This window comes from Ruegeria sp. BG6 (assembly GCF_056538465.1).
Window position 1 is genome coordinate 220,186 of the sequence record NZ_JBQFTB010000003.1, and the last position, 21,008, is coordinate 241,193.

The following is a 21,008-nucleotide window of genomic DNA, read 5'->3' on the forward strand; positions in this document are numbered from 1 at the left end:
CGCCTAATTAAAAGCGTATGTCGCGCCGATCAGCAAGCCGGACTGGCTGAAGTCAAAGTCGTTACCATTCACTTTGTGATCAAACGAAATATGGCGGTATCCGCCTCTGATCATCCATCGGTCGTTTATGGCGTAATCCGCCGTCAACAAAATCTGCCAGGTCTCGCTGCCACTTCGGAACCCTCCGTAGTCCAGAAAGGCCGTACCGGACCAGCGATCAGAAATCGCGTAGCGGGCGCGGAGGCCTATGACAGGGTCTGTCCAACTGGCGTCTACGGTACTGGTCGTCCCAGGCAATGCTCCTGGGGACAGGGTGAATTCGGTTTCAGTGTTGAACCACCTGAACCCTCCTGCCAGATCCAGTTTCAAAGTTGGGTCTTCGTAGACGCGGTAACCAACGTAGCCGCTCAGGAACTGCGTCTTGAGGGACGTTTCCACGCCGGAGAACGCAGGCCCGGACAGGTCGTTGTCAATAGAAAGCTTGGTGTAGTTGTAATCAGTCAACAGGCTCCACCGGCCGTTACTGGCCGCGAAGGCACCCATGAAGGCGAGGTCCAGCTTGCTGAGCGCGTCCGAAAAACTCAGCGTTGCGTCGAGGTTGCCGTTCGGCGAATCCAGTGACGTTTTGGTCTCTGGCATGAACAGATAAATCGTGGCTTCGTAATTCCAGTCGCTCGACTGGGCTGCAACAGGCAGCGCTGGAAATGCCAAAGTGGCGAGAGCAGCTGTCCATGTAGGTAATCTTTTCATAATTTCCTCCTATCACATGCCGACCGCATGAACTTTCACAGCGGGGAGGGGCCAAAATCGCATTCTGGTATTCTTATGTGAATGATGGCGATGGCGGTGATCCGAGTCAAAAGGATTATCTGATCGTGCTTCGTTCAATCAGCATTTCAACCAATGGCTTATCTGGCGGGCTACTCTTGAACCTGCCTATCTGAGCGGACCCACGGTTATGCTGAAGAAACGGAGAACCAAGAGGGACGTCTCATGCCCGGTAAAATTCTCTCTGAGCGCTGACGTTGAGGCTTCCAAAGTGTCCGGGATGTTTCGATCGGGCGCAATCTGCAACCGGACGTCCGATGCCTGCCATATACACTTTGGCTTTGGGAAAGGGTTGAGGGGCTGGCATGAGTGAGGGGGTCTATACGGCCAGCCCCCCGTGTAGTGTTGGACGGAGGTGTGTGTGTGGTTGCTCCGTTGTCTGATAACTAACAAATCGAGCGGGGCTGCGGTATTGGGGGTTCCCCGTAGTTGGGCAATTTAATCCTTCCGACATAATTCAGACAGAGCGCGCGGCTAATCGGCAGATGTGGCGCGTTCTGGTGTGTTCTGCGATTGCTGATGGGTACGAGTTTGGCGCGTCACACCACAGCACCCAGGGCGACATGACACTGCGTGGAAAATTCGCGCGGAAGCCGGAACAGGTCAGCTCTTGGGCGGCGTTGGGCGGGTCGATGCAGGTTGTGGTATTCTGAAGGCATCCACCGGCGGCATTGTATTGAGACCGCTTGGGATCCGTTCTTGTTTCGGAGTGTCCTATGAAATTTATCAATTCTTCCACACTCATCCTTTGCGCCGCCCTTCTGCCGACATCTTGCAGCACCATTTTTCACACGGATTTCGAGAGCGGGACGCCCGGACAGTCGCCACTGTCCAACCCGCCAGGGCCACCCGTCGGCGACAGTATCAGTGTCGGATCAGAAGAGTTCTTCTTCGTATCCGCCGAAGACGCCATTGCCGGCGATCTTTCCCTGAGCATCCGTGAGCGGCCACCGGCGACAGAGACGTCCGGCGACCATATCACTTTCCGGACGTCACCGATCAGCGACGAAACCGCGCCGATCTACATCACGTGGCAGGGGCAGATTCTGGATGATGGCGGAATGATCGTAGATAGCGGTGTCGTGGGGCGGTATTTCGGCCGGGTCGTTTTCAACAATGGCCAGATTTTCATGTTTGATACACCGGTGGGCAGCTACAACACTGGCGACAGGCACAGGGTTCTGATCTCGATGTTTCCGGACGACATGGTTTATCGCCTCGCCGTCTTTGGTGATACTTCATTGGAGGCGCCATTTGCCGAGGCGAACCTGCGCGACCTTGACGGCACCCCTGACAACGAAGGGTTCGTCGATGTTTCCGTCAGCGCCTCGGCAGATCAGAACAGGTTCTATGTCATGGATGACGTGACAGTGTCGCTGCGTGATCCAGGCGATTGATTAGGGGCATTCAACATTTTGCAGCGCCGGCGGCGGTGGATGGCCGGTCGCGGTTATTGCGCCGGATGAGAGGGCAAGTTGGGCATGGGCACCCAGCCCGGCAGATCATCCGGTGAAACCGACACGTGCAGATGTTCCGAGCGGTCCCGACCGACCTTGCGATGCTTGCGCAGAAGGAAGATCTTGCCCCAGCCCCTCCATGTCCCGACTGATCTGGCGGACGCATCGACGGGGAAACGCTCGCGCCAACCGTCCGGCAATGGCAGACCATGCAGTTCTGCCTTGTCCAGCATCCAGATCAGGGAGATGTTGCTGAGTGGGCGCGCCTCTTCAAAGCCGTTCAGTTGCCCGCCGACATCGCCATGGGTACCGCGGAACCAGACCTGTTCGACATGGCCGCGGAACTCGGGCGTACATTTCCACAGGACCGGTTCGAACACTTCGCGCGTCTCATCCAGCGCCAGGGCGTGATAGCCGTGGCGGGTCGAGGGACCAAGCTTGTGGTGGTGAAACGCGTGCCGATCCTCGGCCCAGCGCCACAGCATGGGCAGGCGCAGGCCCAGCGCCTTGACCGTATCCCAGACGCCAACCATTTCTATCGCGATTTCGTCATGGCAGAACTTGCGCCTGAAATCACCTGCCGCTGCTCCACCTGGATTGCATTCATAATGGCGATAAGCCTGTTTGATGTTGCGTTCGGTGGCATGCTCGGCCTTGAGCAGGCCAATCATGTCGATGACACCGGCAAGACTGCGCACACCGTACGCGCCACGGGAATATCCGATGAAGTAGATCCGGTCGCCGGGCTTGTACCGCGAGGCAAGATAACCGTAGGCACGCCTGATCTGGCGATTGATGCCGCGCCCCATCATCACATCCAGCGAGGACTTCCAGCTTTCCCATTGCACACCGGATTCGTAAAAGACCGAGACTTGGCTGCCCATTTCCCGACACAGGCGATAGGTCTGACCGGCATGTGTCTCAAGGCCCGGCTCCAGCGTGGACATGGTGCCGTCCAGAATGATGACATGGCTGATTGGCTCGCGGTGCAGCGCCTCGGCCGAGTGCTCGGAGCGAAGCGGCCGTCCGAGCCATCCCAGAACCTTTCTACTCAGCCGCGACAGAACCATGTGTCAGCATCTCCCATACTCTGTGAGGTGTGAAAGGCATGTCCGCCTGCCGTACCCCATGATCCCAGAGCGCATCCTGAACCGCGTTTGCAACAGCGGCCAGCGCGCCCACGGTCCCGGCCTCACCGCATCCTTTCATCCCCATCGGGTTGGAAGTTGACGGAACCGGCGCCGAGGTAAACTTAATCATGGGTATCCCGGCGGCACGGGGCAAGGCGTAATCCATCAACGAAGCCGTGAGCAGTTGCCCCTGCGCATCATGCACCACTCGTTCGTTCAGTGCCTGGCCAATGCCCTGCACCACCCCGCCATGCACCTGCCCCTCGGCCAGCATCGGATTGATAAGGTTGCCGAAATCATCAACCACCGTATAGCGGTCGACCCAGGTTTCCCCGGTGAAAGAATCGATCACGACTTCGGCAACATGTGCGCCGTTGGGATAGCTGCGCGCTTCCAGATCGGCGCGTGCCGTGTGTTGCAACAGGTCGGTACGGCCATCGGCGCGGGCCATCTCGGCGGCCTCGGTCAGGGTGGGTGTCAGGTTGGACCCCGGCGCCCGAAAGGTTTCGTGGTCAAAAATCACTTGGTTTTCCTCGACCCCCATCTTATCGGCCAGATAAGGCGTGAATGCGGCGATCATGACGTCGATTGTGGCCAGCGTTGCCGTGTTTTGCACCGTCACCGAGCGGGATCCGCCCGTCCCGCCGCCATGCGCCAGACGGTCGGTATCGCCCTGGACCACCACGATCCGGTCCATTGGTATCCCGGTCTGATCCGACAGGAAGTGAGTGTAGGCCGTCTCGTGTCCCTGCCCATTCGATTGAGTGCCAACGCACATGTTCACCATTCCATCCTCGCGGAACTCGATCTTCGCGTTTTCGGAAGGGTCGCCCAGAATGCTTTCGATATAGTAACAAAGCCCCTGCCCCCGGATCAGGCCGCGTTCAGCATCGGCGGCCTTTCGGGCGGCAAAACCTCGGGTCTGTTCGTCGGCCCGGCTGAGGACCATGTCGAAATCACCGACGTCATAGGTTTCCCCTGTTGCGGTTTTGTAGGGGAAGTCCGCAGGTTTGATGAAGTTCCTGCGCCGCAGTTCCCACGGATCGACACCCAGTTCGCGCGCGGCGCGGTCCATGACCCGTTCAAGGACATAGATCGCCTCGGGCCGGCCAGCGCCGCGATAGGCGTCGACCTGCGTGGTGTTGGTGTAGAACCCTTCGACCCGCAGATATGTGGTCTGAACATCGTAGACGCCCATCAGCACCTTGCTGAACAGGCTGGTCTGGATGGCCTGCCCGAAATGACTGTTATGGGCGCCAAGGTTGACCTTGCTGTGGACCCGGTAAGCCGAGATCCTGAGATTGTCGTCGAAAGCCAGTTCGGCCAAAGACGTCAGATCGCGGCCATGATGATCGGACAGCATCGCTTCGGACCGGTCGGACATCCAATGCACGGGTTGCCCCAGTTTCATGGCGGCAACGCAGACACAGAAATATTCGGGATAGGGCATCACCTTCATGCCAAACCCGCCACCCACATCCGGCGTGGTGACACGGATCGCCTCGGTTTCAAGCTTCAGTTTCTGCGCCAGTTGCCCCCGCATTGCCCAGACACCCTGACCGCCATAGGCGAAGTGCAGCCGGCCGTCCGACCAGCTGGCCCGACAGCCGCGCGGCTCGATCGAATTGATGATGACCCGGTTGTCGGCCACATTCAGCGCCACGGTATGGGCGGCGGACTGAAAGGCGGCTTCGGTCGCGGCTTCATCGCCCAGCCCCCAGTCAAAGGCGCGGTTATCCGGGGCTTCGGGGTGCAGCGGCTCTCCGCCCGCATCCACATCCAGCTTGGCGGGCAGGTCATCGGTCTCCATCCAGATCAGCTCAACCGCGTCCTGCGCCTGAAGCTGCGTCTCGGCAATCACTGCAGCGACGGGCTCGCCCACAAAGCGCACACGGTCTTTGGCAAGCATGTGCCGCTGTGGCGCCGCGCCTTGCGAGCCATCCCGGTTGGGCATGATCGCCGCGTTCATTACAGTGTCGATCCCGGTTGCGGCCAGATCGTCCAGCGTCATGACCAGGCGAACCCCATCCGCCTGCCGCGCAGCATCCAGATCCAGCGCTATGATCCGCGCATGCGCAACCGGGCTGCGGAAGAAGGCCGCATACAGGGCATTATCCGGCACGGCATCGTCCATGTAGCGCCCCTGCCCGGTCAGAAAGCGGTGATCTTCGGTCCGTTTGACCGGCTGGCTTTTGCCGAACTTTTCCATTGCTGTCCCTTTCAGGCTGCTGTGGCTGCGAGGTTAGCCCCCGCATATGCGATGTCCAGTCGATCGCGAAGAAATTCGATTTCCAGCGGCATCCCAATGTTATAGCGTCGGCGCCATGACCTGGACACATGACGCCGTATTCCCGTTCACCGCCCCTATCAGCACCGGCACAGAAATCACGCACGACGTTTATGTCGGGGGCGAAGGTCCACCGATCATGATCCTGCAGGAACTGCCGGGGATCGGGCCGGAAACGCTGGAACTGGCGCGGCGGCTGAACGACTCGGGGTTCCGGGTGTATATGCCGCACCTGTTCGGTACGTTCGGCAAAACTCAGACGGGTAGGAATTTTGCCCGGCTGTTCTGCGTCCGGCGCGAGATCAACATGTTCATGAAAGGCCGTCAAAGCCCGGTTGCGGGCTGGATGCGGGCGCTGGCGGGTCATATCCGGGATCAGGAAGGCAGCGCGGGCGTTGGTGTCATCGGCATGTGCCTGACCGGCAGCTTTGCCCTGACCATGATGGCCGACGATGCGGTTCTTGGCGGCGTGGCCAGCCAGCCCGCATTGCCGATCTTTGGCGGCGACAAGCTGCATATGAGCGCGCAGGATATCCTAGACGCGCGCGCGGGCATGGCACAAAAAGGCCCCGGTCTGGCCATGCGGTACGCCAAAGACAACCTGTCGCCCCAAAAATTGATGCGGTCGCTGGAAAGCGCCTTTGGCGAGAACCTCGAAACGATTGAGTATGCGGGCAAGGACCATTCGCTGCTGACGCTGGATTTCCACGATCCAGCCTATCAGCGCGTTGATACCTATTTCAAAGACCGATTTGGGATGGCCGGTTAGCACAGACGCCCTTCCCCTTCCTGCGTGCATTCGCTATTGCAAGCGCTGACCCGATTTTGTTGACGCAGGACGCATCCCATGGCGATGGAAAAGACATTCAACGCGGCCGAGGCCGAGGCCCGCATCTACAAGGCCTGGGAACAGGCCGGAGCCTTCAAGGCAGGCGCGAACCGCTCGCGCGACGAAAGCTTTACCATCATGATCCCGCCGCCCAATGTCACCGGCGCGCTGCATGTGGGCCATGCGTTCAACAACACGCTCCAGGATATTCTGACCCGCTGGCACCGGATGCGCGGGTTCGACACGCTTTGGCAGCCCGGTCAGGACCACGCCGGTATCGCCACGCAGATGCAGGTGGAAAAGATGCTGGCCGCCACGCAGCAGCCGGGTCGCCGCGAGCTGGGGCGTGAAGCATTTCTGGACAAGGTCTGGGAATGGAAGGGCGAATATGGGGGCACGATCATCGAGCAGCTAAAGCGCCTGGGATCATCCTGCGACTGGTCGCGCAATGCCTTCACCATGGCAGGCGCGCCGCGCGACCCGCGCACGGGGCACGAAAATTCTCCGAATTTTCACGACGCGGTGATCAAAGTCTTTGTCGACATGTACGAAAAGGGCCTGATCTATCGCGGCAAGCGGCTGGTCAACTGGGACCCGCATTTCGAGACCGCGATCTCGGACCTTGAGGTCGAGAACATCGAGGTTGCGGGTCATATGTGGCACTTCAAATACCCGCTCGCCGGTGGCGAGACATATGAGTATTTGGAAAAAGATGAAGATGGGAATGTGATCCTCCGCGAGGAGCGGGATTACATTTCAATCGCGACGACCCGGCCCGAGACCATGCTGGGCGATGGTGCGGTTGCGGTTCACCCCTCGGACGAGCGGTATGCACCCATCGTTGGCAAGCTATGCGAAATCCCGGTTGGCCCGAAAGAGCACCGCCGCCAGATCCCGATCATCACCGATGACTACCCGGACCCCGATTTCGGCTCGGGCGCGGTGAAGATCACCGGTGCGCATGACTTCAACGACAACATGGTCGCCAAGCGCGGCGGCATTCCGATGTACCGCCTGATGGATACCAAAGGCGCGATGCGGGCCGATGGGGCTCCTTACGCCGAAGAGGCAGACAAGGCGCAGGAATATGCGCGTGGGCGTGAGTTTACCGAGAACGAGATCGACGCGATCAACCTGATCCCCGATCACCTGCGCGGGCTCGACCGGTTCGAGGCGCGCGCAAAAGTGGTGGAAGAGATCACCAACGACGGTCTGGCGGTGATGACCCGCGCAGATGACCCGCGTCTGGGCTCGACGGCTTTGAAACCGGAGCACGAAGGCGCTGACAAGCTGGTGCCGCTGGTCGAGAGCAAGCCAATCATGCAGCCCTTCGGCGACCGCTCGAAAGTGGTCATCGAGCCGATGTTCACCGACCAGTGGTTCGTGGACGCCGAAAAGGTCGTCGGCCCCGCGCTGGATGCGGTCAAGGACGGCACGGTGAAGATCATCCCCGAGTCGGGCGAGAAGACTTATTACCACTGGCTGGAAAACATCGAGCCCTGGTGCATCTCGCGCCAACTGTGGTGGGGGCATCAGATTCCGGTTTGGTATGGTCTCGATCTGTCCGCCGAAGACTTCATTGACGACGAAAACGACGGCAACCTTGATCTGGTCGAGATGGGCCGTTTGCTGAACGAAGGCGGCATGCTGCACCGTGGCAACGTTATGGAATGTGCATCCAGCCTTGAAGCGGTAACCGAGAAATTCCTGGACGACAATGCCAACATCCCCAGCCCGCTAAGCCACGCGACGGTTATCGAAGTCGCCGACAAGCAGGAGGCGATTCATCAATTCGCCGAAAGCCTTGCACAATATGCAATCGAACAGGACCCGACCAAGCTGGTTTACCCGGTCTGGCGCGACCCTGACGTCCTGGACACCTGGTTCTCCTCCGGACTCTGGCCCATCGGCACGCTGGGCTGGCCCGAGCAGACCGAGGAACTGGAACGCTACTTCCCGACGGACGTTCTGATCACCGGCTTCGACATCCTGTTCTTCTGGGTCGCCCGGATGATGATGATGCAACTGGCCGTGGTCGATCAGGTTCCGTTCCACACCGTCTACCTGCACCAGCTCGTCCGCGACGAGAAGGGCAAGAAGATGTCCAAGACCACCGGCAACGTTATCGACCCGCTGGAGATCGTGAACGAATTCGGCGCCGACGCGCTGCGGTTCACCAACGCCTCGATGGCGGCGATTGGCGGCGTGCTGAAACTGTCCCGCGAGCGCATCACCGGCTACCGCAATTTCGGCACCAAACTTTGGAACGCCGTCCGCTTTGCCGAGATGAACGAAGTCTTCACCGACGCCGTGCCGCAACTCGATGTGGCCGACCTGAAGCCCAAAGCAGCTGTAAACCGCTGGATCATCGGCGAAACCGCCCGCGTGCGGGAAGAGGTCGACGCGGCGCTGGAAAGCTACCGCTTCAACGACGCGGCGAACGGGCTTTATGCCTTTATCTGGGGCAAGGTCTGCGACTGGTACGTTGAGCTGTCCAAGCCATTGCTGCAGGGCGACGACGCCGAGGCGCAGGCTGAAACCCGCGCCACCATGCGCTGGGTTCTGGATCAGTGCATGGTCCTTCTGCACCCGATCATGCCCTTCATCACCGAGGAACTCTGGGGCCTGACAGGCAACCGCGCCAAGATGGTGGTCCACGCCGACTGGCCGACCTATTCTGCGGCCGACCTGATCGACGCGGATGCGGATCGTGAGATGAACTGGGTGATCTCGGTGATCGAAAACACCCGCTCAGCCCGTGCTCAGATGCGGGTTCCGGCGGGCCTCTACGTGCCGATGCTGGTGACCGAGATCGACGCCAACGGCCAGGCCGCATGGGACCGCAACGAGGCGCTGATCAAGCGCCTTGCGCGGATCGACAGCCTGACCAACGCAGAAGATCTACCCAAAGGCACCATCTCGATTGCCGCACCCGGCGCGTCCTTCGGCCTGCCGCTGGCGGATATCATAGATATCGGCGCGGAAAAGGAACGACTTGAGAAAGCCAAGGGCAAGCTGGCCAAGGAACTGGGCGGCCTGCGTGGGCGCCTGAACAACCCCAAATTCGTGGCTTCGGCCCCGGAAGAAGTGGTTGAGGAAGCCAAAGCCAACCTCGCCGCCCGCGAAGAAGAAGAAGCAAAGCTGAACGAAGCCCTTGCCCGTTTGGCAGAAATCGCCTGATCTTCATCTTTTCCCAAATACTCAAATCCCGAACCCCGCCACCTGTCGGCGGGGTTTTCTTTTGGTGACACGGCTTTCCCCTTGTTCCCGACTGCTTGCAATTGTTAGCAATTTGCCCAAACAACCCCGAGGCAGAAATGGCGCATTCCCATCCCCCCGTGCAGACGATTTCGACCGGCCTGGTGGTGGCGGTGGTCGGGTTTTTCAGCTCGTTCCCGATTGTGTTACAAGGCCTTGCCGCTATGGGTGCCTCGGCAACTGAGGCTGCCTCCGGCCTGATGATGGCTGCGGTTGCGATGGGGCTGGCAGCCTTAGTCCTCAGCCTCTGGTATCGGCAGCCGATCAGCGTGGCCTGGTCCACGCCGGGCGCTGCGTTGCTGGCGGTTTCTGCCACCCCTGCCGCCGGTTTTTCAGGGGCTGTCGGCGCGTTTCTGTGCGCCGGAGCGCTGACCGTTCTGGCAGGCCTGTGGCGTCCTTTGGGGCGGTTGGCGGCTGCGATCCCGACAACGCTGGCCCAAGCCATGCTGGGTGGGGTTCTGCTGCCGCTGTGTATTGTGCCATTCAAGGCGGCGGTTGAGCTGCCCTGGCAGGCATTGCCGGTCATCGTAACGTGGTTTGTCGCCGGCCGGATCAATCGGTTGATCGCAGTTCCTGCTGCGGTTATCGCGGCGGCGATTGTCGTTTTTCTGAACGCGGGCGACAGCTCGGTCCGGCCCGAGCATCTGGTGGCTGCCCCTGTTTGGACAATGCCGACGTTCTCAGGGGCCTCGGCCATAGGCATAGGCCTTCCGCTGTTCATCGTGACCATGGCCACGCAGAATATCCCCGGCATCGCGGTGATGCGCAGTTTTGGTTATGCACCCGAAGCTGGCAGGCTGTTCTCGGCCGTCGGCGGGGCCAGTATTCTTTCCGCGCCATTCGGAGCCCCTGCCACCTGTCTGGCCGCCATCACCGCCGCCATGTGTTCGAACGAGGACAGCCATCCGGACCGGAATCTGCGCTACTGGTCCGCGGTCATGGCAGGCTTATTCTACTGTCTGTTCGGCGTTTTTGCCGTGGCGATCACCGGGTTTGCCGCCCATGCCGACCCGCTGCTGATGGGAACGCTGACCGGGGTTGCGTTGATCGGTGTCATGGCAAACGCGACCTCTGCGGCGCTGGAAGTTCCTGCCGAACGGGAAGCGGCGATCCTGACATTTGCGATCACTGCTTCCGGTATCACCGTGTTCGGCTTGGGCGCGGCGGTCTGGGGTCTGGCGGCAGGCGGCATTGCGTATCTGGTTACGAAACGGACCCGGTAAATGCTTTCGTCTGCAACAATGGTCGCGTATAGTCCGACCATGCTTGGATCACTTGGAAAACTGGTGGAACGCCAGATCAAAAAGGCGCAGGCGGAAGGTCAGTTAGAGGGGCTGGACGGCGAAGGTCAGCCCTTGCCCGATCGTTCGACCGAGGCCCAGAGCGATCCGGCCATTGCGGCCGGGCACCGGATCATGGCGCAGGCCGGTGTGCTGCCCGAAGAATTCGGCATCAGAAAAGAACTGGACGCGGCCCGACAGGCCTATGCCGGTCTGACCGATGCCGCAGACCGAAAAGCGGCCATGGCGCGCATCGCCGATCTTGAGATGCGTTACAACATGGCCCGTGATGCGCGCCGGGCGTTCATGCGGTGATCACTTGAACTCGGGCTTGCGGCCCTGCATCTGGGCCGAGATGACCTCGATCTGATCCGGTTTGCCGATCAGTTCCACCTGTTCCGCCGATTCCTCTAGCAGCACCTCGGCGCGAGCCTTGCATTCGGCCACTTCGATCAGTCGCTTGGCGGCACGGATGGCCGAGGGGCTTTTGCCCGCGATATTTTCGGCCAGAGCCAGCGCCTCGGTCATTGGATCATCCGACAGTCTGGTAACAAGCCCCCAATCGGCGGCTTGCTGGGCACCGATGGGGCGGGCTGTATAGGTCAGCAGGCGCAACACGTCCGAGCGGACGAGTTGCGGCAACAGGACCATCCCGCCCATGTCGGGGATAATGCCCCATTTCATCTCCATCACGGCCAGCTTGCTTTCGGGATGGGCGATACGGATATCCGCGCCCAGGGCGATTTGCAGACCGCCGCCATAGGCCACGCCCTGAATGGCGCAGATCACCGGCACCGGCACCCGCCGCCAGATTAGCGCAAGCTCCTGCATCTCGTTGGCGTCATGGTGGCTGCGTGTCATCAGCCATTCAGTCGGGTCCATATGGGCCATCTTGGCAAAGCTTGCCATGTCGAGACCTGCGCAGAAGCTTTTGCCTTCGCCCGACAGAACAACGGCCCTTGCGTCAGAGGCCGCGACTTCCTGACCGGCGGCCAGGATCGCCTTGATCATCGCATCATCCAGCGCGTTCATCTTGTCGCCCCGGGTCAGCGTGACGTGGGCAATGTGGTCTTTATATTCGACGGATACGCGCGCCATGCGAGGCCTCCCAGATCCTGTTTCGCCGATCATGCCCTGAAAGGCATGGCCAGTTCCACCACGACGTGAGGGCAGACCATCTGACCTGATGCTTGCCCAACCCGCCGCCCTGCGCTTATCTGCGCATATGACTGATCCGCGCTACACCCCGCTTGCCCGATCCCTGCCTGCCACCGTCCCGTTTGTCGGGCCCGAAACGCAGGAGCGTGATCGCGGTGCGCCGTTCGTGGCCCGACTGGGCGCGAATGAGAGCGTGTTTGGCCCCTCTCCCCGCGCCATTGAGGCGATGCAACGGGCCGCGAGCGAGATCTGGATGTATGGCGATCCCGAAAACCACGATCTGCGCCACGCCCTGGCCTATCATCATGCCGTGTCCGTGAAGAATATCGTGGTGGGTGAAGGGATCGACGGGCTATTGGGCTATCTGGTTCGGCTGCTTGTCGAGCCGGGGGATGCGGTTGTGACCTCGGACGGGGCCTATCCGACCTTCAATTACCATGTCGCAGGCTTTGGCGGCGTGCTTCACAAGGTGCCTTATGCAAAGGATCAAGAAGATCCGGTGGCGCTGTTTGCCAAGGCGGCAGAAGTGGATGCCAAGCTGGTCTACCTGGCCAATCCCGACAATCCGATGGGAAGCTGGCATGCGGGTGACGATATCGTGACCGCGCTGGACGGATTGCCCGATGGCTGCCTGCTGGTGCTGGACGAGGCCTATGTCGAATGTGCGCCGGAAGGAACAGCGGCGGCGGTTGCGGCGGATGATCCGCGCGTGATCCGGATGCGGACTTTTTCCAAGGGGTATGGAATGGCCGGGGCACGGGTCGGGTACGCCATCGCGGCACCGGGGCTGATTGCGGCCTTCAACAAGGTGCGCAATCATTTCGGAATGAACCGGGCGGCGCAGGCCGGGGCACTGGCGGCATTGCAAGATGACACATGGCTGTCCGACGTTCAGGGGCGGATTGCCGAGGCTCGCGACAGGATTAGCGCGATCGCGCGGGATAACGGGTTGGATCCGCTGCCCTCGGCCACCAATTTTGTTGCCATCGATTGCGGGCGGGATGGGGTCTTTGCCAAAGCGGTTCTGAATGCGCTGGTGGCACAGGGTATCTTTGTGCGGATGCCCTTTGCCGCACCACAGAACCGCTGCATTCGGGTTAGTTGCGGCGCGGCGGCCGATCTGGATGCCTTTGCGGCCGCGCTGCCCGGGGCGCTTGCAGCGGCAAGGGCGGAACCGGCCTGAAGCGATGTGCCGGGGGGCTGTCTCCCCCCCATCGCGCCCTAGGCGCGATCCCCCCCCGAGGATATTTTAGGCCACATGAAGGAGCGGATCTTTTCGGACTAGCCCGCCAGCGTTGCTGCCGCAGCTTCGAGCGCCCCTTTGCCGCGCGGGATATTCAGGGCGGCCATGGCGGTTTCCATTCCGCCCAGCATCGCCATAACCATCTGAGCGTTCACATGGCCCATGTGGCCAAGCCGGAAACAGCCGTCCCAGTCCTCCATCCCCAGACCGATTCCCAAGGTCAAACCCAGCTCTCGCTCGGTAAAGCTGCGCAGCGGCGTGCCCTGACCGTCGGTCAGGCGCAGGGCCGTGACGGCATGGCTGCGAAAGGCGCGGTCGGCGACATTGAGCTGCAGCGCACCGCCCTGCGCCCAGATCTCACAAGCGCTCCAGATCGCGTGTGCAAGGCGTTCATGGCGGGCCCACAATTGGTCGAGCCCTTCGGCATGGATCAGGTCCAGCGCGGCGCGCAGACCGTAAAGGTGATGCGTCGGCGCAGTGCCGTTGAAATACTGGTAGAACAGGTCGGGATTGGCCCGCGGCTGCCAGTCCCAGTACTGCGACACGCGAGGCATGGCTGCGCGTTTGGCTTGTGCTTTGTCATTAAAGAAAACAAAGCCCGTACCGGCGGGGGTCATCAGGCCCTTCTGGCAGGCCGTGACCATGACGTCGACACCCCAGATGTCCATCTCGAACCGTTCGCAGCCCAGCGAGGCAATGCAATCGGCCATCAGCAGCGCGGGGTGGTCCAGTTCGTCCAGCAGGGCGCGCAGGGTCGGTATGTCGTTGCGCACCGAACTGGAGGTATCGACATGAACCGCCAGCACCGCCTTGTAGCGGTGTTCGGTATCGGCGCGCAGGGCCTCGGCGATGCGGTCAAAATCCCACGGCGAGGCGGTTCCGAAATCGATCAGGTCGACCTGCGCTCCGATGCCCTCGGCCATTTCGGCCCAGCCATGGGTAAACCGGCCCGACGCAGGGGCCAGAACGGTTTCTCCCGGTGCAATCACATTGGACAGCGCGGCCTCCCACGTGCCGTGGCCGTTGGCAATATAGCTGGCCACGTCATGCTGCGTGCGCGCGACGCGGCGCAGGTCGGCGGTCAGCGCCGGCATCATGTCGATCAGTTCGCCGTCGTAGATATTGGGCGATGGGCGATGCATTGCCTGCAGCACCGCATCGGGCATGACTGAGGGGCCGGGAATGGCCAGATATTCGCGCCCCCGCGCGAGGGAAACTTGCTGTGTCATGAGGTCGCCTTGCCTGAATTGGCGACTAACCTAACGCAGGTTGCGGCCGCGTCAATCCACCAGTTGCGAGGCCTCGCGCGCAAGTGACTCGATACCTGCCCAGTCGCCATTCAGCACCATTTGCTTTGGCGCAACCCAACTGCCGCCGGCGCAGACAACGTTGGACAGCGACAGGTAATCGCGCGCATTTGCGGGCGAGACGCCACCGGTCGGGCAGAAGCTGATCTGCGGCAGAGGCGCACCGATGGCTTTCAGCGCAGGCGCGCCACCCGAGGCCTCGGCCGGGAAGAATTTCAGCATGTCGTAGCCCTGTTCCAGCAGGCGCATCGCTTCGCTGGCGGTGGCGGCGCCGGGCAGCAGGGGCAGGCCCTCGGCCTCGCAGGCGGCGATCAGGGCGTCAGTTGCACCGGGCGAGACGCCGAACTGCGCGCCCGCCTCTTTCGCAGCACGCACGTCATCGGGTGTGACCAGCGTACCCGCGCCAACAACACCGCCGGGCACCTGCGCCATGGCGCGGATGGCGTCCAACGCGGCAGGCGTACGCAAGGTAACCTCGAGCGCGGGCAGACCACCGGCCACGAGCGCTTCGGCTAGCGGGCGGGCCTGTGCCGCATCGTCGATCACAAGTACCGGGACAATGGGTGCCAGGGCGCAGATTTCGCGGGTACGTTGGGTTTTGGGTGTCATGGCTCAGGCTCCGAAAATACTGGCGCCAGCATCGGCTGAGCCGACGTTGCCGCGGAACGCCGTAAACAGGTCCCGCCCGGTGCCATGTTGGTTGGCCGAAAGGTCGGCGGTGACTGGTGTGCGGTCCAGAACGCCGGGCGTCAGAATCTCCAACTCCCCCTTCACTGCGTCGACGCGCAGCAGGTCGCCGTCCTGCAGATACGCGATGGCACCGCCATCCAGCGCCTCGGGGCAGACATGGATCGCAGCGGGGACTTTGCCGGACGCACCGGACATGCGGCCATCGGTGACCAGCGCCACCTTTTGTCCCCTGCCCTGCAGGATCGACAGGATCGGCGTCAGCGAGTGCAGTTCGGGCATGCCGTTGGCCTTTGGACCCTGAAAGCGGACGACGACAATGACGTCACCGGTGAATTCTCCGGCCTTGAAGGCGGCTTTTACCTTGTCCTGATCGTGGAACACGCGGACCGGGGCCTCGACCACCTGGTGTTCAGGGGCGACGGCGGAGACCTTCATGACGGCGGTACCCAGATTGCCGGTCAGGCGGGACAGGCCGCCAGTGGGCTGGAACGGGTCTTTGGCCGGGCGCACGATCTTTTCGTTCAGGCTGCGGCCCGCGCCGTCTTCCCAGATCAGTTCGCCACCGACCAGCTTGGGTTCTTTGGTGTAGTTGTGCAGGCCCTGCCCCGCAACGGTCAGCGTATCGGGATGCAGCAGGCCGTCTTCCAACAGGGTTCCGATGCAATAGCCCAGACCGCCTGCGGCGTGGAAATGGTTTACGTCGGCCAGACCGTTTGGATAGACCCGCGCAACCAGGGGAACGACGGCGGAAATGTCGGAAAAATCCTGCCAATCCAAAACGATACCGCCTGCCCGCGCCATCGCGATCAGATGGATCAGCAGGTTGGTCGAGCCGCCGGTGGCCATCAGCCCGACGATGCCGTTCACAAAGGCGCGCTCGTCCAGGATCTGATAGACCGGCGTGTAGTTGTTTCCCAACGCACTCAGCGACAGGGCGCGACGGGCGCCCTCTTCGGTCAGGGCATCGCGCAGGGGCGTGTTGGGATTGACGAAGCTGGAGCCCGGCAGATGCAGGCCCATGAATTCCATCAGCATCTGGTTGGTGTTGGCGGTGCCATAGAAGGTGCAGGTGCCGGGGCCGTGATAAGCGGCCATCTCAGCGGCCATGAGCGCATCGCGCCCGACCTCGCCGGCGGCGAATTGTTGGCGGACCCTGGCTTTTTCGTCGTTGGGCAACCCGCTGGTCATGGGACCTGCTGGCAGGAAGACAGCCGGCAAATGGCCAAATGATTGCGCACCGATCACCAGACCGGGGACGATCTTGTCACACACCCCCAGAAAGACGGCAGCGTCAAACGTGTTGTGGCTGAGGGCGACCCCTGTGGCCAGCGCGATGACATCGCGGGAAAACAGCGACAGCTCCATTCCGGCCTCGCCCTGCGTGACGCCGTCACACATGGCCGGTACACCGCCCGCGACCTGCGCCGTGCCACCCGCTGCGCGGATCGCGTCGCGGATCAGGGCCGGGTAGCGTTCGAAAGGCTGATGGGCGGAAAGCATGTCGTTATAGGCGGTAACGATCCCCAAATTTCCAGCGGTTCCGGTGACCATGGCCTGTTGATCCGGTCCCGCGCCCGCATAGGCGTGGGCCTGACCGCTGCAGGACAGATGTGCGCGGGCCGGGCCCTTTGATCTTGCCTGCTCCATCCGATCCAGATGAGGACCGCGCATGGGCGCGCTGCGGTCAATGATCCGTTGGGTGACATCGGTGATGACAGAGTGAACCATGTTTAACCTCCGATCTGACGCCAGCGGCGGCCATCGCGATGCATCAGCATCAATGCTTCCTCGGGACCAGAGCTGCCCTGATCGTAACGCGCCGGGCGGTCACCGCGGTTTTCCCAGCCCTGAATGATCGGGTCGACCCAGGCCCAGGCGGCCTCGGCCTCGTCCCCGCGCATGAAGAGGGTCTGATCGCCGCGGATGACGTCCATCACCAGACGCTCGTACGCGTCCGGCGCTTGTGCTTCGGCGCCCAGGGCGTCAGCAAAGCTCATGTCCAGCGCCACATCCGACAGGCGGAAACCGCCCGGGCCGGGATCCTTGATGGTGGTACGCAGGGTGATACCTTCGTCCGGTTGCAGGCGGATCACCAATACGTTGCCGCGCAAGTGACCGACATTGGGGAAAATCGTGTGTGGCGGATCGCGGAAAAACACCGCGATCTCGGATTCACGGGCGCGCAGGCGTTTCCCGGTGCGCAGATAGAACGGCACGCCCGCCCAGCGCCAATTGCCCAGATGGACCTTTAGCGCGATGAAGCTTTCGGTGCGGCTGGCGGGGTTGCCGACATGATCAACATAGCCGCCTTTGCCATGAACCGCCCGGTATTGACCGCGGGCAATGTCAGCCGGTGCGACAGGTTCCAGCGCCTCGATCACCTTTACCTTTTCATCACGTACCGAATTGGGCGAGAATTTCGAAGGCGGCTCCATCGCGGTCAGGCACAGAAGCTGAACCAGGTGGTTCTGGATCATGTCCCGCATGGCGCCGGACTGATCGTAGTACGCACCGCGCCCCTCGACCCCTACCGTTTCGGCCACGGTGATCTGAACGTGATCTATATGGGTAGAGTTCCAAAGCGGCTCGAACAGGGAATTGGCAAAGCGCAGGGCCATCAGGTTCTGCACGGTTTCCTTGCCCAGATAATGGTCGATCCGATAGATCTGATGTTCCTCGAAACAGGCGCGCAGCCCCTCGTTCAGGGCGCGGGCCGAGGCCAGATCGTGGCCAAAAGGTTTTTCCACCACGATACGGCTGTCCGGCGTGGCCAGGCCGTTATCCTGCAGCCGCTGCGCAATCCCGGCAAACAGGCTGGGCCCCACCGACAGATAGAACGCCCGGACAACATCGTCGCGCAGGACCTTGCCCAGCTTGTCCCAGCCCTTTTCGCCCAGCGCATCGACTGGCACGTATTCCACCCGCTCGAGAAAACGATCCAGCGTTTCTACTTTGAATTCGGGCGCGAATTCCTGCATCGATGCGCGCACCTGATCGCGGAATCCGTCGCTGTCCATTTCCGTGCGGGCGGTGCCGATGATCCGCGCCTCGTCCGGCATCTGCCCGACTTCGAAACGGTGATACAGGCCCGGAAGGATCTTGCGCTGCGCCAGATCGCCTGATGCACCAAACAGCACAAGGTCGAACGGGTTGACGGGAATTACGCGTGAAACCATGACCGGGCTCCTTCAGAACACATTCGGATCACCTTAGCACCAGATCGCTGCAATACCGGTATCGTAGGTTATGTTATCGCTAACACTCGTGAGGTGAATAGGCAAAGCAGGCGCAAAGATCAACCCTGATTTCGCAACCACTCCATAACCGAGGGCCGCACCGACTGTTCGCCGCGATGCCGGGCGTCGGCGATGATCTTGCGCACTTCCTGCAGGTTTGCACGTAGCAGAACGCTCTTGACCGGGCCGATCGAGGCCGGACGCATCGACAGCGACCGGATGCCCATGGCCGCAAGGCACAGCGCCTCGACCGGGCGTCCGGCGTCCTCACCGCAGAAACTGAGTGGTGTGTTCGAGATGTTGCAACGCTCGACAATACGTTCGATGAAGCTGAGGAAGCTGACGTTCAGCGTGTCATAACGGCGGCGCACCAGTTCGTTTTCGCGGTCGGCCGCAAAGAAGAACTGTTTCAGGTCGTTGCCGCCGATCGAAATGAAATCGACCTCGTCAAAGAATTTTTGCGGGGCAAAGGCCAGCGACGGCGTTTCAAGCATCGCGCCCACTTCAAGCGTCTCAGGCAGGACATGACCCAGACGTTTCTCCCGCTCGATGGTCTTGTTGACCTCCCAGCGGGCCTCGCGGAATTCGTCGGCCTGCGCCACGAACGGGAACATGATGGTCAGCGGGCGGCCGTTGGCGGCGCGCAGCAGCGCCTGCAGCTGCATGCGCATCACGCCGCGCTTGTCCAGACCCACGCGGATCGCACGCCAACCCAAAGCCGGGTTCGGTTCGGCCACGTGCTTCATGTAAGGCAGAACCTTGTCGGACCCGATATCCAGCGTGCGGAACACAACGCGCTTTTCCCCCGCCGCATCCAGCACACGCTGATATTGCGTCACCAGCTCCGATCGTTTGGGCATCTGGTTGCGGATCAGGAATTGCAGCTCGGTCCGGAAAAGGCCCACGCCTTCGGCCCCGGAATTACCCAGCGACGGCAGGTCGGCCATCAGGCCCGCGTTCATCACCAAGTGTATCCGCTCTCCATCGCGGGTAACGGTCGGGGTATCGCGAATCGAGGCATAGCGTTCCTGCGCCTTGGCCTGCATGGCGATTTTGTCGCGGAAGGCGCTGACTACTGTGTCTTCGGGGCGCAGATGCACGACGCCGTTGTCGCCGTCGACCAGAATGTGGTCCCCATTCAGGGCCTCGGTCGTGATGCGACCGACATGCACCACAAGCGGAATCGCCAGTGCCCGGGCGACGATGGTGGCGTGGCTGCCGACAGAGCCTTCCTCGAGAACGATGCCTTTCAGCGACCGCCCGTATTCCAGAAGATCGCCAGGACCTATATTGCGGGCAATCAGGATCGGATCGGGCGGCAGGTCCGCCCCGTTGGTGTTGCCCTGCCCGGTCAGAATGCGCAGCAGCCGATTGCTGAGATCGTCAAGGTCGGCCAGCCGTTCGCGCAGGTACGGGTCTGTCACCTGCTCCATCCGCGCGCGGGCCTGAGACTGTTCCTTTTCTACCGCAGCTTCGGCGCTGAGACCGCGGGCGATGTCTTCCTCCATCCGGCGCATCCAGCCCTTGGAGTTGGCAAACATGCGATAGGCTTCCAGAACCTGCAGCTGTTCCTTGTCGCCGCCCTGCGAGATTTCGAGCATCTTGTCGACGCCCACCCGCAATTCATCGACCGCTTCGGTCAGGCGCTCGCGTTCGCGGTGGGGATCGTCTGCAATCGGGTTTGTCACGACAACGCGCGGTTCATGCAGCCAGACATGGCCTTCGGCAGATCCTTCCTGCGCCGGACCACCGGTCAGCTGGACCGATTGCTGGTGCAGCGGCGACAGGGCCGCGCCCTCGCCGACAAAGGCGCCAAGCTCGGCCATCTCGGCCAGAACCATTGCGACCACTTCCAGCGCATAAATCTCGTCGGCGGAAAACTCGCGCGCCTCGCGTGATTGCACGACCAGCACGCCCAGTTTTTCGCCAAGCCTTTGCACCGGAACGCCCAGGAAGGACGAAAACCGCTCCTCACCCGTTTCCGGCATGTAGCGGAAGCCCTTGGCCGAAGGAGCGTTTGCAGTGTTGACCACCTTGCCGGATTTCGCCACCCGGCCCACCAGACCTTCGCCCATGCGCATGCGGGTCTTGTGCACCGCTTCGGGCGACAACCCTTCGGTGGCGCACAGCTCCAGCGTTTCCTGATCGCGGAACAGGTAGATCGAGCAGACCTCGGCCCGGATACTGTCGGCGATCAGATGCGTGATCCGGTCAAGACGTTCCTGACCGGCGGCCTCGCTCGCCATTTCTTCGCGCAGCCGCCCCAGCAGCTTGCGGGATTCAGTTTCGGTGCCGTCCGCCATGG

The 21,008-nt window shown here is 61.6% G+C and carries 16 protein-coding genes; 7 read left to right on the plus strand and 9 right to left on the minus strand.

What is annotated here, in order from left to right:
- Positions 1 to 3: 3 nt before the first annotated feature.
- Complete coding sequence (locus ACR0JW_RS08065; protein ID WP_170678050.1) at positions 4 to 750, minus strand: outer membrane beta-barrel protein; 747 nt, start codon at positions 748 to 750, stop codon at positions 4 to 6.
- A gap of 563 nt (positions 751 to 1,313) precedes the next feature.
- Here ACR0JW_RS08065 and ACR0JW_RS08070 point away from each other — a divergent pair.
- The gene (locus tag ACR0JW_RS08070) at positions 1,314 to 1,481 is read left to right on the plus strand and encodes a hypothetical protein (RefSeq protein ID WP_170613177.1); all 168 of its coding nucleotides are present in this window, start codon (positions 1,314 to 1,316) and stop codon (positions 1,479 to 1,481) included.
- A gap of 63 nt (positions 1,482 to 1,544) precedes the next feature.
- Complete coding sequence (locus ACR0JW_RS08075; protein ID WP_170825153.1) at positions 1,545 to 2,225, plus strand: hypothetical protein; 681 nt, start codon at positions 1,545 to 1,547, stop codon at positions 2,223 to 2,225.
- A 53-nt stretch (positions 2,226 to 2,278) separates the two neighbouring features.
- Here the strand turns inward: ACR0JW_RS08075 and ACR0JW_RS08080 are convergent, their stop codons facing one another.
- Together ACR0JW_RS08080 and ACR0JW_RS08085 are read right to left on the minus strand one after the other, a co-directional pair.
- Entirely contained in the window at positions 2,279 to 3,355 is a 1,077-nt protein-coding gene (locus tag ACR0JW_RS08080; protein ID WP_170678056.1) for a T6SS phospholipase effector Tle1-like catalytic domain-containing protein, read from the minus strand.
- On the minus strand, positions 3,333 to 5,624 hold the full coding sequence (locus ACR0JW_RS08085) for a xanthine dehydrogenase family protein molybdopterin-binding subunit (protein WP_170678058.1): 2,292 nt from the start codon (positions 5,622 to 5,624) through the stop codon (positions 3,333 to 3,335). The genes ACR0JW_RS08080 and ACR0JW_RS08085 overlap by 23 nt, the downstream gene beginning before the upstream one ends.
- A gap of 115 nt (positions 5,625 to 5,739) precedes the next feature.
- Here ACR0JW_RS08085 and ACR0JW_RS08090 point away from each other — a divergent pair, with 115 nt between their 5' ends.
- The 4 genes from ACR0JW_RS08090 to ACR0JW_RS08105 all read left to right on the plus strand — a co-directional run bounded on the left by ACR0JW_RS08090 (position 5,740) and on the right by ACR0JW_RS08105 (position 11,384).
- The gene (locus ACR0JW_RS08090; protein ID WP_480713797.1) at positions 5,740 to 6,471 is read left to right on the plus strand and encodes a dienelactone hydrolase family protein; all 732 of its coding nucleotides are present in this window, start codon (positions 5,740 to 5,742) and stop codon (positions 6,469 to 6,471) included.
- Between the two features lie 78 nt (positions 6,472 to 6,549).
- Positions 6,550 to 9,711: a valine--tRNA ligase gene (locus ACR0JW_RS08095; RefSeq protein WP_480713798.1), complete on the plus strand. Its 3,162-nt coding sequence runs from the start codon at positions 6,550 to 6,552 to the stop codon at positions 9,709 to 9,711.
- A gap of 137 nt (positions 9,712 to 9,848) precedes the next feature.
- A complete protein-coding gene (locus tag ACR0JW_RS08100) occupies positions 9,849 to 11,012 on the plus strand; it encodes a benzoate/H(+) symporter BenE family transporter (RefSeq protein ID WP_480713799.1) in 1,164 nt (387 codons plus the stop codon).
- Between the two features lie 39 nt (positions 11,013 to 11,051).
- Positions 11,052 to 11,384 carry a DnaJ family domain-containing protein gene (locus ACR0JW_RS08105; RefSeq protein WP_170678066.1) on the plus strand — a complete coding sequence of 111 codons (333 nt, stop codon included), beginning with the start codon at positions 11,052 to 11,054 and terminating at the stop codon, positions 11,382 to 11,384.
- Here ACR0JW_RS08105 and ACR0JW_RS08110 read toward each other — a convergent pair whose 3' ends face one another.
- Positions 11,385 to 12,167 (minus strand): crotonase/enoyl-CoA hydratase family protein, encoded by a 783-nt coding sequence (locus tag ACR0JW_RS08110; protein ID WP_170678068.1) that lies wholly within the window; start codon positions 12,165 to 12,167, stop codon positions 11,385 to 11,387.
- Positions 12,168 to 12,294: 127 nt separating this feature from the next.
- On the opposite strand from ACR0JW_RS08110, the gene ACR0JW_RS08115 reads away from it, so the two are divergent.
- Positions 12,295 to 13,410, plus strand: coding sequence for a pyridoxal phosphate-dependent aminotransferase (locus tag ACR0JW_RS08115; RefSeq protein WP_170678070.1), 1,116 nt, complete (start codon positions 12,295 to 12,297; stop codon positions 13,408 to 13,410).
- A gap of 98 nt (positions 13,411 to 13,508) precedes the next feature.
- On the opposite strand, the gene ACR0JW_RS08120 is transcribed toward ACR0JW_RS08115, so the two are convergent.
- The 5 genes from ACR0JW_RS08120 to ptsP all read right to left on the minus strand — a co-directional run bounded on the left by ACR0JW_RS08120 (position 13,509) and on the right by ptsP (position 21,006).
- Entirely contained in the window at positions 13,509 to 14,699 is a 1,191-nt protein-coding gene (locus ACR0JW_RS08120; RefSeq protein WP_170678072.1) for an aminotransferase class V-fold PLP-dependent enzyme, read from the minus strand.
- A 51-nt stretch (positions 14,700 to 14,750) separates the two neighbouring features.
- Positions 14,751 to 15,386: a bifunctional 4-hydroxy-2-oxoglutarate aldolase/2-dehydro-3-deoxy-phosphogluconate aldolase gene (locus ACR0JW_RS08125; RefSeq protein ID WP_170678074.1), complete on the minus strand. Its 636-nt coding sequence runs from the start codon at positions 15,384 to 15,386 to the stop codon at positions 14,751 to 14,753.
- 3 nt (positions 15,387 to 15,389) lie between these two features.
- On the minus strand, positions 15,390 to 17,195 hold the full coding sequence (gene edd, locus ACR0JW_RS08130) for a phosphogluconate dehydratase (RefSeq protein WP_170678076.1): 1,806 nt from the start codon (positions 17,193 to 17,195) through the stop codon (positions 15,390 to 15,392).
- Positions 17,196 to 17,197: 2 nt separating this feature from the next.
- Positions 17,198 to 18,643 carry a glucose-6-phosphate dehydrogenase gene (gene zwf / locus ACR0JW_RS08135; RefSeq protein ID WP_170678078.1) on the minus strand — a complete coding sequence of 482 codons (1,446 nt, stop codon included), beginning with the start codon at positions 18,641 to 18,643 and terminating at the stop codon, positions 17,198 to 17,200.
- Between the two features lie 119 nt (positions 18,644 to 18,762).
- Positions 18,763 to 21,006, minus strand: coding sequence for a phosphoenolpyruvate--protein phosphotransferase (gene ptsP, locus ACR0JW_RS08140; RefSeq protein ID WP_170613202.1), 2,244 nt, complete (start codon positions 21,004 to 21,006; stop codon positions 18,763 to 18,765).
- Between the last annotated feature and the right edge of the window lie 2 nt (positions 21,007 to 21,008).